This window comes from Mesorhizobium sp. B2-4-12 (assembly GCF_006441575.1).
Taxonomy (GTDB): Bacteria; Pseudomonadota; Alphaproteobacteria; order Rhizobiales; family Rhizobiaceae; genus Mesorhizobium.
The window spans coordinates 21,963-35,247 of the sequence record NZ_VFVC01000014.1 but is presented as its reverse complement, the minus strand read 5'-3'; the positions used below and the strand labels follow the sequence as shown (position 1 = coordinate 35,247).

At 64.5% G+C, this 13,285-nt stretch carries 13 protein-coding genes; 6 read left to right on the top strand and 7 right to left on the bottom strand.

Features of this window, described 5'->3' with window-relative positions:
* Positions 1-10: 10 nt before the first annotated feature.
* Together FJ934_RS11070 and FJ934_RS11065 are read right to left on the bottom strand one after the other, a co-directional pair.
* Positions 11-433, bottom strand: coding sequence for a hypothetical protein (locus FJ934_RS11070; RefSeq protein WP_140609632.1), 423 nt, complete (start codon positions 431-433; stop codon positions 11-13).
* Complete coding sequence (locus tag FJ934_RS11065) at positions 433-1,686, bottom strand: sarcosine oxidase subunit beta (RefSeq protein WP_140609630.1); 1,254 nt, start codon at positions 1,684-1,686, stop codon at positions 433-435. Before FJ934_RS11065 ends, FJ934_RS11070 begins: the two co-directional genes overlap by 1 nt.
* 414 nt (positions 1,687-2,100) lie before the next feature.
* Between FJ934_RS11065 and FJ934_RS11060 the strand changes: the two genes are divergently transcribed.
* The 6 genes from FJ934_RS11060 to FJ934_RS11035 all read left to right on the top strand — a co-directional run bounded on the left by FJ934_RS11060 (position 2,101) and on the right by FJ934_RS11035 (position 6,905).
* Positions 2,101-2,487 (top strand): SET domain-containing protein-lysine N-methyltransferase, encoded by a 387-nt coding sequence (locus tag FJ934_RS11060; RefSeq protein ID WP_140609628.1) that lies wholly within the window; start codon positions 2,101-2,103, stop codon positions 2,485-2,487.
* 177 nt (positions 2,488-2,664) lie between these two features.
* Positions 2,665-2,928: a 30S ribosomal protein S21 gene (rpsU, locus tag FJ934_RS11055; RefSeq protein ID WP_008874389.1), complete on the top strand. Its 264-nt coding sequence runs from the start codon at positions 2,665-2,667 to the stop codon at positions 2,926-2,928.
* A gap of 190 nt (positions 2,929-3,118) precedes the next feature.
* Positions 3,119-3,961, top strand: a complete 843-nt coding sequence (locus FJ934_RS11050) for a tetratricopeptide repeat protein (protein ID WP_140609626.1) — start codon at positions 3,119-3,121, stop codon at positions 3,959-3,961.
* A gap of 195 nt (positions 3,962-4,156) precedes the next feature.
* Positions 4,157-4,627: a DUF992 domain-containing protein gene (locus FJ934_RS11045; RefSeq protein WP_140609624.1), complete on the top strand. Its 471-nt coding sequence runs from the start codon at positions 4,157-4,159 to the stop codon at positions 4,625-4,627.
* Positions 4,628-4,770: 143 nt separating this feature from the next.
* Complete coding sequence (locus FJ934_RS11040; RefSeq protein ID WP_140609622.1) at positions 4,771-5,253, top strand: DUF992 domain-containing protein; 483 nt, start codon at positions 4,771-4,773, stop codon at positions 5,251-5,253.
* A 215-nt stretch (positions 5,254-5,468) separates the two neighbouring features.
* A complete protein-coding gene (locus FJ934_RS11035) occupies positions 5,469-6,905 on the top strand; it encodes an MFS transporter (protein ID WP_140609620.1) in 1,437 nt (478 codons plus the stop codon).
* Positions 6,906-6,929: 24 nt separating this feature from the next.
* Here the strand turns inward: FJ934_RS11035 and FJ934_RS11030 are convergent, their stop codons facing one another.
* From FJ934_RS11030 to FJ934_RS11010, 5 genes are read right to left on the bottom strand one after another with little or no spacing between them, the layout of a single operon-like run.
* Positions 6,930-7,619 carry a response regulator transcription factor gene (locus FJ934_RS11030; RefSeq protein ID WP_140609618.1) on the bottom strand — a complete coding sequence of 230 codons (690 nt, stop codon included), beginning with the start codon at positions 7,617-7,619 and terminating at the stop codon, positions 6,930-6,932.
* Complete coding sequence (locus FJ934_RS11025) at positions 7,619-10,339, bottom strand: sensor histidine kinase KdpD (protein WP_140609616.1); 2,721 nt, start codon at positions 10,337-10,339, stop codon at positions 7,619-7,621. The genes FJ934_RS11030 and FJ934_RS11025 overlap by 1 nt, the downstream gene beginning before the upstream one ends.
* A gap of 57 nt (positions 10,340-10,396) precedes the next feature.
* Entirely contained in the window at positions 10,397-10,960 is a 564-nt protein-coding gene (kdpC, locus tag FJ934_RS11020) for a potassium-transporting ATPase subunit KdpC (RefSeq protein ID WP_140609614.1), read from the bottom strand.
* Between the two features lie 11 nt (positions 10,961-10,971).
* On the bottom strand, positions 10,972-13,065 hold the full coding sequence (gene kdpB, locus FJ934_RS11015; RefSeq protein ID WP_140609612.1) for a potassium-transporting ATPase subunit KdpB: 2,094 nt from the start codon (positions 13,063-13,065) through the stop codon (positions 10,972-10,974).
* Positions 13,062-13,283, bottom strand: coding sequence for a hypothetical protein (locus FJ934_RS11010; RefSeq protein WP_140609610.1), 222 nt, complete (start codon positions 13,281-13,283; stop codon positions 13,062-13,064). The genes kdpB and FJ934_RS11010 overlap by 4 nt, the downstream gene beginning before the upstream one ends.
* Positions 13,284-13,285: the final 2 nt, after the last annotated feature.

The window sequence follows — 13,285 nt, the reverse complement described above, 5'->3', positions numbered from 1 at the left end:
TTCGTTGATCCTACAATTCGCCATGGCCGACGCGGGCGCCGGCGGGTTGGTCGCAAAGCTTCTGGCCCATTGTCATGAAGGGAGCGACGAGCCGCAGCCGCTCCTCGACGCTAGCCGAGGCACGAAACAGGTCGCGATTGGCCATGTTGCCGAGTGTCAATTGCATCGGGTCCGTGGTGACGATGACGCCGCGCGGTTTCAAATTCTCGTCCTCGTCCAGGCCTTCCGGCCGGCCTTCAAAGAACATCACGACTTTCTGGCCGGCGCTCCACACACAGGCGAGCATTCCCTCGTCGATCGAAAACGGCCATGCGGTCTCGTTGCCGGCGCGGCTGATCGGCTGCAGCCGCACTTCCTCCGGCGTCGGAAAATGGAACATGCCCTGTTCCCCCGCCAGCATCAGCGGCATCGCGACAGCCATTTCGGCCATCATCAGTGCGCCACCGCCGCCGCTGCCGCCTCGTCGATAAGACGGCCGGTGCGGAAGCGTTCGATGGTGAAGGGCGCGTTGATCGGATGCGGATCGTCCTTGGCGATTGTGTGGGCAAAGACATGGCCCGAGCCCGGTGTCGCCTTGAAGCCGCCCGTGCCCCAGCCGCAATTCACGTAGAGGCCGGGCACCGGCGTCTTGGCCAGGATCGGCGAGCGGTCGGGCGTCACGTCGACGATGCCGCCCCACGAGCGCAGCATCTTCATGCGCGTGAAGATCGGGAACATCTCGCAGATGGCGTCGAGCGTATGCTGCAATATGTGAAGCCCGCCGGTCTGCGAATAGGAGACATACTGGTCGGTGCCGGCGCCGATCACCAGTTCGCCCTTGTCGGACTGCGAGATGTAGGCATGCACGGTGTTCGACATCACCACGCAGGGCACCACCGGCTTGATCGGCTCCGACACCAGCGCCTGCAGCGGATAGCTCTCCAGCGGCATACGCACGCCGGCCATGTTCATGATCACCGAGGAGTGTCCGGCGGCGACGACGCCGACCTTCTTGGCGCCGATGAAGCCGCGTGTCGTCTCGACGCCGGTGACCGCGCCGTTCGGTGCCCGCTTGACCCCGGTCACCTCGCAATTCTGGATGATGTGGACGCCGCGCGCCGAAGCGCCGCGCGCATAGCCCCAGGCGACGGCATCGTGGCGCGCCGTGCCGCCCCGGCGCTGCAGCGCCGCACCCACCACCGGGTAGCGCGCATCTTTCGAGGTATTGAGCGGCGGGCAGAATTCCTTGGCCTGCTCCGGTGTCAGCCATTCATTGTCGATGCCGTTCAGCCGGTTGGCGTGGACATGGCGCTTCAGCACCTGGATGTCGTGCACATTGTGAGCGAGCATCATGACGCCGCGCGCCGAATACATGACGTTGTAGTTGAGTTCCTGGCTCAGCCCATCCCACAGCTTCAGCGCGTGGTCGTAGATGCCGGCGCTCTCGTCATAGAGATAGTTGGAACGGATGATGGTGGTGTTGCGGCCGGTGTTGCCGCCGCCCAGCCAGCCCTTTTCCAGCACAGCGACATTGGTGATGCCGTGCACCGTGGCAAGATAATAGGCGGTGGCCAGGCCATGGCCGCCGGCACCGACGATGATGACGTCGTATTCCTTCTTGGGCTCGGGCGAGGACCATTGCTCCTCCCAGCCCTTATGGCCGCGCATGGCCTCGCGGGCGATGGCGAATACCGAATATTTTTTCAACGTCCCAGCCTCTCGCCAAAAAGGTCTCGCAAAATGGCGCAGGGGCATTCACTCGGCCCCGGCGCGCGAGGTGTATCACTAGCGAAACAGCGCTGCCACCCTTGCGCTGTTTGCGACGGCGCTTGCCGTTTTGCGCCGTGGTGAAAAAGACGCCCGCTAGGCATCGGCACATTGGCCGGTTTCGGGTCGCCCGTCCGATCCCGGCTACCGCCAGGCCATCCGATGCCTCGAGCTTCACCACGGGCATCGCGCTGTTTGCCGACGGCGATCTCGATCAGCCGGACGTAAAAGGGCTTCAAGGCGATGAGGCCGTCCGTCACTTTTACCAGTCCGCCGGGCTTGCTTTTTTGGCGCGATTTGACGATCTCGTTTCCTGTCGAAACGGGTCTTCTTGCCGAAAAAGGTCCTGGAACCATGATGCTGATCCGAACCTACGTCGCCGCGAGCGCAATCGAGGGCGTCGGCATGTTCGCCGCCGAGCCGATCCGGAAAGGCGCCTCGATCTGGCGCCTCGATCCCGATTTCGACCGGCTGATCCCGATGGACAAATACGAGGCGGCGCCGCCGCCTCTGAAGGAATTGCTCGACCGCTACGCCTATCCGAGTCCCGATCGGCCGGGTTTCATGGTCTATGAGGTCGACAATGGCCGCTTCATGAACCATTCGGCGACGCCGAACACCGACTTTTCGCAATATGGCGGCGCGACCGCCACCCGCGACATTGCAATTGGCGAAGAGATCACCTGTGATTATGGCGAGTTCTTCGAGGATTTTGAGCGGCTGCATCTGGCCACGGCGTAGTCGGCCCCCTATCTCTTGTCCATTCGTGGCGATTAGGCCGCCGTCCTTCATTTCGGCTGTGGACAGCGCGGTCTGATTCTGCTATCAGCCGCCACAATTCGTGGTGTCGACCGCTGCGGAGGCTAGTGGCTATGGCCGCCTGCCTATTAATATCAAACCCGAAAGACAGGATTGCCCGTGCAGGTACTCGTCCGCGACAATAACGTTGATCAGGCGCTTCGCGCGCTGAAGAAGAAGATGCAGCGCGAAGGCATTTTCCGCGAAATGAAGATGCGTGGTCACTACGAGAAGCCTTCCGAGAAGCGCGCCCGCGAAAAGGCTGAAGCCGTGCGCCGCGCCCGCAAGCTGGCCCGCAAGCGCGCACAGCGCGAAGGCCTGCTGCCGATGACGCCGCGTCCGGTGGCTGCCGGTGCTGCCGGTGCAGCGCGTCCGCCGCGCTGATTATCGCCAATATTTCGTCCTTTTCGAAGGATACCAAGGTGGCGCGATGCGGAATCGCCGCCACCTTTTTGTTTAGAGCATGTGCGCCCGCCTGGGCGCGCAACATACGCTCTGACACTTTATGACATTGTGACCGGCCCGGAGGGGGGATCCGGACCTGAACGACGCGGCAAGTGAGGACAGGGCAGACATGAACGCAACAAGCGTGGAGCGGGGGACCGCATTGCGTGGTTTCGCCCTGACAGCGGCCCTGCTTTCCGGACTGGTGCTTGCCGCCTGCCAGACGTCGGGCCCGGCCGGCGAGTTCAACAACATCGACAAGGCGCAGGGGTCGAGCGAGAACATCTCCTCGCTGTCGGCGGTCATCCAGCGCAATCCCCAGGATCCCGAAGGCTACAATGTGCGAGGCTCGGCCTATGGCCGGGGCGGCCAGTACCAGGCGGCGCTCAAGGACTTCAACCAGGCTATCCAGCTCAATCCGAATTTCTACCAGGCCTATTCGAACCGCGCGCTCATCCAGCGCTTCCTCGGCAATCAGGAAGCGGCGCTTGCCGACTACAACCGCTCGATCCAGATCAACGGCAATTATGATGCCGCCTATATCGGCCGCGGCAATCTCTATCGCAAGGCGGGCCGCACCCAGGATGCCTTCAACGATTTCCAGAAGGCGATCCAGCTCGACACCACGGACGCCCGCGCTTATCACAATCGGGGCCTGATCTATCAGAGCCAGGGCCAGCACAAATTCGCCATCGAGGATTTCTCGACCGCCATCTCGCTGGCCCCTGATGCCGCGGAGCCTTACAACGGGCGCGGCCTCTCCTACCTGGCGACGGGCGACGAGGACAATGCCTTCTCCGATTTCAACATGGCCATCAAGCTCGACGGCCAGAATGCCGAGGCCTGGGCCAACCAGGCGCTGATCTACGAGAAGCGCGGCGACAAGGCGAAGGCGGCGAAATCCTATCACGAAGCCGTGCGCCTCAACCCCAGCTACCAGCCGGCCAAGGATGGCCTCGCTCGCGTCAGCTGACAGCCGGCTAAGTATTGTGGGTCGGGTTGCGTGTCCGAAAGACACGCGCTGCCGCAGATCGCCGCCATCTCGCAACCGCGCGTTAACCCCCGCAACAAGCCGTTAACCCTTGCCTTGTTCGCGCCAAGTTTTCGGCGGAACGGTCTGGTCACCCAAGCCGTTATTTCAAAGCATTTTGCGAAAGGACCCTCCCCCATGATCAAGAGACTCGTCTGCGCCGCGGCACTCGCCACGACCGTATTTGCTGCCGCTCCGACCAGTGCCGGAAAGCTGCAACTCGGCACGCTCGACTGCACCATCGATGGCGGTACCGGCTACATCGTGGCGTCCAACAAGGGTGTGTCCTGCGTCTTCCGCCCCCACCATCATGGGCCGTCGGAGATCTACACCGGCGTCATCTCCAAGCTCGGCGTCGACCTCGGCAAGACGCGTCAGGGCCAGCTCGTCTGGGCGGTTCTTGCCGCGACCCGCGACGCCGGCGACCTTGCCGGCAGCTATTATGGCGTGAACGCCGAGGCCAGCGTCGTCACCGGCGGCGGCGCCAATTTGCTGGTCGGCGGCTTGGACAGCGCCTTTATGCTGGAGCCACTCAGCGTGCAGGCGCAGACCGGCGTCAATCTTGCCGTGGCCGTGACCTCGCTTGAGCTGATCCATTCGCTCAAGTGAGTGGATGGAGCAACTCCAGGAGAAGTGTGAAACGGGTATCCCTACCGAATTGCCTTAGGACGGCTGCAGGCTCCACGATCCCTCACCCTGCGGCGCGGAACCGGATAGGATGGTTCCGCGCCGTTTGATTTGGGGGGACCGCCATGCCGAAGACAGCCATTGCCGCTGCCGTGATCGCAACCGTGCTTGCCGGCGCGGCGCAAGCAGAGGACGGCGGAATAGAGCTCGGCACGCTTGAATGCGCCATATCAGGCGGCACCGGTTTCATTTTCGGCTCGAGCAAGGATCTGAGCTGCACCTTCACTCCGACCGACAAAACCTTCGCGCCGGAAGCCTATTTCGGCGCCGTCAACAAATACGGCCTCGACATCGGCACTACGAAGCAGGCGGTGATGCAATGGCTGGTGCTGACGCCGCTGAAGAACATCTACGCGCCCGGCGCGCTGGCGGGCGACTATGTCGGCGCTAGCGCCGAGGTGACGGCGGCCGTCGGCGCCGGCGCCAATCTTTTGATCGGCGGCTCCTCGCAGGCCTTCACCCTCCAACCGCTCAGCCTGCAGACCCAGACCGGCATAAATCTCGCCATCGGCGTCAGCCAGTTCCAGCTGCGCAGCACAGAGAACTGATTGCTTCGCGAACGCGGCCAATCGCGGGAGACGGCCGCGGAACGCACTCTCAAAAAACCGCTTGAGCTCAGGCGCGGTTGAGGTCCTACAAGCCCGCCCCAGGCAAACGACGCCTGGTGCGGCGCACGATCCCGATGCGCATGGTCCTGCCGGAAAGCCTTGCTGGCTTCTGGTGCCATGCGCCGGCGTCGAGACATGCAGAGGCAGGGGTGAAGATGACTGAAATCAGCACAAACAGGGTCGACTGGCGCGCCTTGTGGGCGAGCGGCGACCTGGCGCGCTTCTGCTTCATCAGTCTCGGCATCCTGCTGCACGCCACCAATGAGACGATGGTGGCGACGGTCATGCCGGCCATGGTCGGAGAACTGGCCGGCGTGCAGCTCGTCGGCTGGTCCCTGGCAATCTACGAGCTTGGCGCCATTGTCGCCGGTGCTGCCGCCGGACGGCTGGTGAGCTATGTGGCGTTGCGCACCACCATGGTGGTCGCGGCACTGCTCTACGCCGCCGGGGCGCTGATCTGCGCCACCTCGCCGTCCATGCAATTGTTCCTTGCCGGCCGCCTGATCGAGGGGCTGGGTGGCGGCGCGCTGGTATCGCTGGCCTTCGTCTCGGTCGAGCGGCTGTTTTCGCGCGCCATCTGGCCGCAGCTCTTCGGCATCATGTCGGCGATCTGGGGCGTCGCGGCGTTCAGCGGCCCGCTGCTCGGCGCGATCATGACCGAGCTCCTGTCGTGGCGCTGGGCCTTCGGCGTCTTCACCTTGGGCGGCACCGCCATGGCGCTGGCGAGCTTCCTCGTGCTCGACACGCCGGAGGCGAAGAAACCCGCGACAAGCGCGGGCAAGGCCCCGCCCTTTCCGTTCGCGGCCCTCGGCTGCCTTGCCGTCGCGGTGGTGCTGATCGCCTCGGCCGGCGTCGATATCGCCCTGCTGCGCTCTTCGCTGCTGATCGTGCTTGGCCTGGCGGGTCTCGCGCTGTTTTTCTACATCGACGGGCTGAAGCCGCGCTCGCGGCTTTTCCCGGCGCGGCTGTTCTCGTGGCGCACACCGGTCGGCGCCGGCATGACCATGGTCGCCGCCTTTTCTATCGCGACCTGCTCCTTCGGCGTCTACGGACCCCTGCTGCTGACCAGCCTGCACGACATTCCGCTGCTCACCACCGGCTACATCATCGCCGCCGAATCGATCGCCTGGTCGATCCTGTCGATCCTCGTCGCCAACGCCCCGCCGCGGCGTGAGCGGCTGATCATCGTCTGTGGCGCATTGATGATCGCCGCGGGCATAGCTGGCTTTGCCTACACGATACCGCTGGGCTCGATCCCGCTGATCCTGGTCTGCGCCCTTTTGCAAGGCGGCGGCTTCGGCGTGGCCTGGCCATTCCTGACCCGCGTCATCGTCGCCTCCGCCCCGGACGACGAGCAGACCATCGCCTCGGCCGCGGTGCCGACCATGCAGCGCATCGGCTATGCCGTGGGTGCGGCCCTTGCCGGCATCGTCGCCAACGCCAGTGATTTTTCGCAAGGACTGAACCACGACGCGGCGGCCAATGTCGCGAGCTGGCTGTTCCTTGCTTTCGTGCCGCTTGGGCTGCTCGGCTGTCTCGCCGCCCTCCGGATGTCGGCGGCCGCGAACCGGCCGCTGGAAGCCACCGGCTGACTTGGGGTCAATCGAAGCGCCGTCTCAATCGACACGCAGGCGGTAGCCGACACCGGTTTCGGTGGTGATGTAGCGCGGCTGGTCGGGAGTCTTCTCGATCTTCTGCCTGAGCTGCCGGACATAGACCCTGAGATACTGCACGTCGGTGGTATCCCCCCAGATCTGCTTCAGGATGAAATGGTGGGTCAGCACCTTGCCGGCATGCTGCACCAGGATGCGCAGGATGTCGTATTCCTTCGGCGAGAGCTTTATCTCCCTGCCCTCGACCTTGACGATGCGCTTGACCAGGTCGACGCTGAGGTCGCCGCTCTGGAAAACCGGCTTCTCGCCCTGTTGCTGGAACTTGTGCCGCAGCGCCACGCGGATGCGCGCAACCAGTTCGTTCATGCCGAACGGCTTGGTGACATAGTCGTCGGCGCCGAGTTCGAGCGCGTTGACGATGCCCGCCTCGTCGGTGCGGCTGGAGAGGATGACGACGGGAACGTCCACGCCTTCGTCACGCCATTTGCGCAAGAGTTCATGGCCGCCCATGCCCGGCAGGCCGAGATCGAGCAACACCAGGTCGGGCCTTTCCTGTTCCATCAGTTCGATCGCCACCTTGGCGTTCGGCGCCTCGCTGACCGCATAGCCCTGGCTGGCGAGGCCGACCCGGAGCAGCTTGCGGATCGGCGGCTCGTCATCGACTACCAGTATCCTGACATTCGAATTCGTCATCAAAGCTGACCCACGCTGGGCCCGTCACCACGATTGCCGATATCGGCCGGCACCGGCATCCTGATGGTGAAAGCAGCACCGGGACGGTCGCTGCGATTGGTGGCCGAGATCGTGCCGCCCATCGCTTCGACAAAGCCGCGGCAGATCGACAGGCCGAGCCCGGTGCCGGCGCGCACCTGATCGCCCTTGCGCACCCGATAGAAGGTGTCGAACACGCGTTCCAGATCCTGCGCCGGAATGCCTGGTCCCTCATCCATGATCTGCACGACGACGGACCCATTGTCGGTCCATCCCTGCACACCGATCGTCGAGCCGGGTGGCGAATATTTCGACGCATTGTCGAGAAGATTGAACAGGACCTGTTCGAACAGCACGGGATCGAGCTTCGGCATCGGCAGGTCAGGCGGAATATCGACCGTGATCTTGTGTTCGCTGGTGATCTTGCGGGCGCGGTCGAGCGCCGTGCCGACGATATCGCCGACATAGTGGAGGGCACAGTTCGGCTCCATCGCACCGGATTCGATCTTGGTCATGTCGAGCAGATTGGCGATGAAGCGGTTCAGCCGTTCCGACTCGTCGATCACCGTCGACAGAAGCTCCGCCCTGTCCTGCTCGGGGAGATCAGGCGCGAATTCCTTGAGCGTGCCGGCCGCCCCCATGATGGCCGAGAGCGGCGTTTTCAGATCATGCGAAATCGAGGTCAGCAGGGCCGAGCGCAGCCGGTCGGCCTCGGCGGCGAGCTTGGCCCGGTCGACGTCGGCGACCAGTTGGATGCGCTCGATCGCCACCGCAGCCTGGTCGGCCAGCGCGTCGAGCAGGCGCTGTTGCTCGGGCGTCAGCAGCGGGCCCTGCTTGTCATTGTCGAGGCCGACGACACCGAGCGCGGTGCGCCCCGTGCGCAAGGGAAGATAGAGGCGTTTGGCGCCGGGCAGCGTGTCGGCGCCGCGCCCGGCGGCACGGTTGTGCTCCCAGGCCCAGCGGGCGGCGGCGATGTCGGCCTCGGCCAGCGTGTCGTCGGGCGGATAACCGGCCTTGACGGTTATGGTGCCGTCTTCGGGCAGAAGCAGCACCACGCGCAGCTTCAGCATCGAGGCGATCTGGAAGGCGGTGGCCCAGAGAACGTCATCGAGCGTACCGGCGCCGGCGAGCTTCTTGGAGAACAGATAGATGTCTTCCGTGGCCCGCGCCCGCGAGCGTGCGGCGACCGCCTGACGCTGCACGCGGGCCGTCAGGTCGCTGGCGATGACGGCGACGACCAGGAACACGCCGAGCGCGACAATGCTCTCCGGATCCCGGATCGTCAGCGTGTAGCGCGGCTCCAGGAAGAAATAGTTGAAGGCAACGGCGCTGACGACGCAGGCATACAGGGCCGGCCAGAGACCACCGGCGACGGCGGACGTCAGCACCCCGATGAGGAAGATGATCGCGAGGTTGCGAACGTCGAGAAACTGGTCGAGCAGGACGGCGAAAGCGAGCGAGCCGGCGACAAAAGCGGTAGCCTTGAGATAGGGCCGGATCTGGAATTGCCATTGCTCGTCGGCCGCCTTGACGCTTCTCGAACTTGCCTCGCTATCCCGCTCGGTCCCGGAAATGACATGGACGCTGATGTCGCCGGCGTTGCGGATCAGGTCATAGGTGAGCGATCCCTCGATCAGTTCGCGCCAGCGCGACCGGGTCGGCCTGCCGACCACGATATGGGTGAAGTTGTTCGCCGTCGCGTGGCGGACAATGTCCTGCGCGACGTTCTGGCCGGGAATGGTCGTCACCTCGGCGCCGAGCTGCTCGGCAAGGCGCATCAGCGTGGCGAGGCGGTCCTTGTCTTCCTCGGACATGCCGGCCGAGCGAGGCGTATCCACATGAAGCGCCGTCCATGGCGCGCGAAGCCGGTCGGCCAGCCTGCGGGCGTAGCGGATGCGGGCAGCACCGCCTGGACGCGCATCGACGCAGACGAGAACCCGTTCCCCGGCAGCCCACGGTCCCGAAATGGCGTGCGCCTGCATGTGGTTGAGCAATTGCTCGTCGACGCGCTGGGCCGTGCGGCGCAGCGCCAGCTCCCGCAGCGCCGTCAGATTGCCCGGCGAGAAATAGTTCTCGATGGCGCGTTGCGCGGTGTTGGGGAAATAGACCTTGCCTTCCTGCAGCCGCTTGATCAGGTCATCGGGGGTCAGATCGATGATTTCGACGTCGTCGGCCTGGTCGATGATGGAATCGGGAACCGTCTCGCGAACCCTGACCCGCGTGATCTGGGCGACGACGTCGTTCAGGCTTTCGACATGCTGGATGTTGAGCGTCGTGTAGACGTCGATGCCTCGCGCCAGGATTTCCTGGACGTCGAGGTAGCGCTTGGGATGGCGGCTGCCGGACGCGTTGGTGTGGGCGAGCTCGTCGACGAGGACCAGCGCCGGGCGCCGGGCGAGGATGGCATCGATGTCCATCTCGTCGAGAATACGCCCCCTGTAGTGGACCTTGCGGCGGGGAATGACTTCATAACCCTCGACCAGGGCCTGGGTTTCCCGGCGGCCATGCGTCTCGACGACGCCGATCACCACATCGATGCCGTCGGCCAGCCTGGCACGACCCGACATCAGCATTTCGTAAGTCTTGCCGACACCGGGCGCCGCGCCAAGGAATATCCGCAGACGGCCGCGCCCCTCCCGCTCGGCATGCTCGAGCAGCGCATCGGGGGAAGGTCTGTTTTCGCTGCTTCTCTCTTCCGGCATTGGAACCGATCATGTATGGCACCGGGGATGCTGTCGATCCCCGGCGCCTGCCATCAACTATTTCGCGGCGTCCAGCGCCATGTTGAGCGCCAGCACGTTGACCACAGGCTCTCCCACGAAACCGAGTTCCCGGCCTTCGACCTGGCCGTCGACGAGCGCCTTGACCTTGGCTTCGTCGATGCCCCTGGCCTTGGCCACGCGGGGCACCTGGAAATAGGCGGCCTCCGGGCTGATATGCGGGTCGAGGCCGCTGCCGGACGTCGTGACGAGATCCATCGGCACCGGCGCGTTCGGGTTTTCCGCCTTCAGCTTCCCGGCATCGCCCTTGATGCGCTCGATCAGCTTGGGATTGGTCGGGCCGAGATTGGAACCGCCGGAGGCGCTGGCGTCATAGCCGTTGCCGGCGGCCGAAAGCCTGCCATGGAAATACTTGTCGCTGGCGAATGCCTGGCCGATCAGTTCGGAGCCGATCACCTTGCCATCCTTTTCGATCAGGCTGCCATTGGCCTGCTTCGGGAACAGCGCCTGCGCGATTCCGGTCATGCCCAGCGGATAGACCAGGCCGGTCAGCACGGTGAAGAAAGCGATCATGACGATCGCGGGTCTGATTTGCTTGAGCATCGGAACGATCCTTATGCGAGGCCGAGGGCCGTGACGGCCAGGTCGATTATCTTGATGCCGGCGAACGGCACTATGATCCCGCCAAGGCCGTAGACGAGGAGGTTGCGGCTGAGCAGCGCACCGGCGCCGATCGCCCTGTATTTGACGCCGCGCAGCGACAGCGGGATCAGCGCGATGATGATCAGCGCGTTGAAGATGATGGCCGACAGGATGGCGCTCTGCGGTGTCGCCAGATGCATGATGTTGAGCGCTTGCAGCGGACCGGTGGTTTGGCCGGGCGCGACGTAGAAGACCGCGAACATGGCCGGAATGATGGCGAAGTATTTGGCCACGTCGTTGGCGATGGAGAAAGTGGTCAGCGAGCCGCGCGTCATCAGCAGCGCCTTGCCGATCTCGACGATCTCGATCAGCTTGGTCGGGTCGCTGTCGAGATCGACCATGTTGCCGGCTTCGCGAGCGGCGACCGTGCCGGTATTCATGGCGACCCCGACATCGGCCTGGGCGAGCGCCGGCGCATCGTTGGTGCCGTCGCCGCACATGGCGACCAGTTTGCCCCTGGCCTGCTCGTCGCGGATCAGCTTCAGCTTGTCCTCGGGCGTCGCCTGGGCAAGGAAGTCGTCGACGCCGGCTTCCGCCGCGATGGCCGCCGCCGTCATCGGGTTGTCGCCGGTGATCATCACCGTGCGGATGCCCATCTTGCGCAGCTCGGCGAAACGCTCGCGGATGCCGCCCTTGACGATATCCTTGAGGTGGACGATGCCGAGCAGGCGCCCGTCCCGCTCGACCGCCAGCGGCGTGCCGCCGGACTTTGCGACCTCGTCGGCAATCGCCTGCAAGTCGCGCACGGTGTCGCTGCTCGGGCGCGCGCCATTGGCAGCGACGGTCGACTGGTTGACATGGGCGAGCACGGAATCGACCGCGCCCTTGCGCACCGAGGAGCCGTCGATGTCGACACCGCTCATGCGGGTCTGCGCGGTGAACGGCACGAAGGTCGCATGCAACGTCGCCATGTCGCGGGCACGGACGGCGTATTTCTCCTTGGCCAGCACGACGATCGAGCGGCCCTCCGGCGTTTCGTCGGCGAGCGAGGCAAGCTGCGCCGCGTCGGCCAGTTCCTGCTCGGTGACGCCCTTGACCGGACGGAACTCGGTCGCCTGGCGGTTGCCGAGCGTGATGGTGCCGGTCTTGTCGAGCAGCAGCGTGTCGACGTCGCCCGCCGCTTCCACGGCCCGTCCGGACATGGCCAGCACGTTGAAGCGCACCAGCCGGTCCATGCCGGCGATGCCGATGGCCGACAGCAGCGCGCCGATCGTGGTCGGGATCAGGGTCACGAACAAAGCGACAAGCACGGTGACCGAAATATAGCCGCCGGAATAGGACGCAAAACTCGGGATGGTCGCCGTGGCCAGCACGAAGATCAGCGTCATGCCGACGAGCAGGATGTTGAGCGCGATCTCGTTCGGCGTCTTCTGGCGTTCGGCGCCTTCGACCAGCGAGATCATGCGGTCAAGGAATGTGTGTCCGGCGGCGGCGGTGATGCGGACGCGGATCCAGTCGGACAGCACCTGGGTGCCGCCGGTGACCGCCGAGCGGTCGCCGCCGGATTCGCGGATCACCGGCGCGGATTCGCCCGTGATCGCCGCCTCGTTGACCGAGGCGACGCCTTCGATCACCTCGCCGTCGGATGGGATGATGTCGCCCGCTTCGACCAGCACGGCGTCGCCGACCTTCAAGCTGGTGCCGGGCACCGTCTGGAACTTGGTGCGGTCCTCGCCGGTCAGCAGCTTGGCCTGCGTCTCGGTGCGCGCCTTGCGCAGCGAATCCGCCTGCGCCTTGCCGCGCCCCTCGGCGACGGCTTCGGCGAAATTGGCGAAGAGCACCGTGAACCAGAGCCAGATGATGATCTGCAGCGTAAAGCGCGGATCGCCACCGCCGGTGAGGAGATCCTTGACGAACAGCACTGATGTCAGCGCCGTAACCACCGCGACGACGAACATCACCGGATTGCGGGCCAGAGTGCGTGGATCGAGCTTGCGGAATGCGCCGCCGATGGCGGGCCACAGGATGCGTGCATCCATGATGCTCGCGGATTTTGAGTGTCTCATCTTGAAGCTCCAGCTTCGCTGTTGTTGGTCGGCACCGACCGATCGGGCGCCTGAAGAAGATGCGGAAGCCCGTAGGCCAGCAACCAAAGGGCGATCATGACGATGGCAAGTCCGAGGAACGTCGACATCGTCGGAAAGGGAGGAGGCTTGCCGCCCCTTTCACCTTCACCGTCGGGCCGATGCCGGCCATTCGGACGTCTGATGTTGAACATGGACATGT

Excerpts from the sequence above, each read along its gene's own strand:
- FJ934_RS11025 (WP_140609616.1), bottom strand. The coding sequence starts at position 10,339 with ATGCCGGAAGAGAGAAGCAGCGAAAACAGACCTTCCCCCGATGCGCTG.
- kdpC (WP_140609614.1), bottom strand. The coding sequence starts at position 10,960 with ATGCTCAAGCAAATCAGACCCGCGATCGTCATGATCGCTTTCTTCACC.
- kdpB (WP_140609612.1), bottom strand. The coding sequence starts at position 13,065 with ATGAGACACTCAAAATCCGCGAGCATCATGGATGCACGCATCCTGTGG.
- FJ934_RS11060 (WP_140609628.1), top strand. The coding sequence starts at position 2,101 with ATGATGCTGATCCGAACCTACGTCGCCGCGAGCGCAATCGAGGGCGTC.
- FJ934_RS11035 (WP_140609620.1), top strand. The coding sequence starts at position 5,469 with ATGACTGAAATCAGCACAAACAGGGTCGACTGGCGCGCCTTGTGGGCG.
- FJ934_RS11030 (WP_140609618.1), bottom strand. The coding sequence starts at position 7,619 with ATGACGAATTCGAATGTCAGGATACTGGTAGTCGATGACGAGCCGCCG.
- FJ934_RS11070 (WP_140609632.1), bottom strand. The coding sequence starts at position 433 with ATGATGGCCGAAATGGCTGTCGCGATGCCGCTGATGCTGGCGGGGGAA.
- FJ934_RS11050 (WP_140609626.1), top strand. The coding sequence starts at position 3,119 with ATGAACGCAACAAGCGTGGAGCGGGGGACCGCATTGCGTGGTTTCGCC.
- FJ934_RS11010 (WP_140609610.1), bottom strand. The coding sequence starts at position 13,283 with ATGTCCATGTTCAACATCAGACGTCCGAATGGCCGGCATCGGCCCGAC.
- FJ934_RS11045 (WP_140609624.1), top strand. The coding sequence starts at position 4,157 with ATGATCAAGAGACTCGTCTGCGCCGCGGCACTCGCCACGACCGTATTT.
- FJ934_RS11040 (WP_140609622.1), top strand. The coding sequence starts at position 4,771 with ATGCCGAAGACAGCCATTGCCGCTGCCGTGATCGCAACCGTGCTTGCC.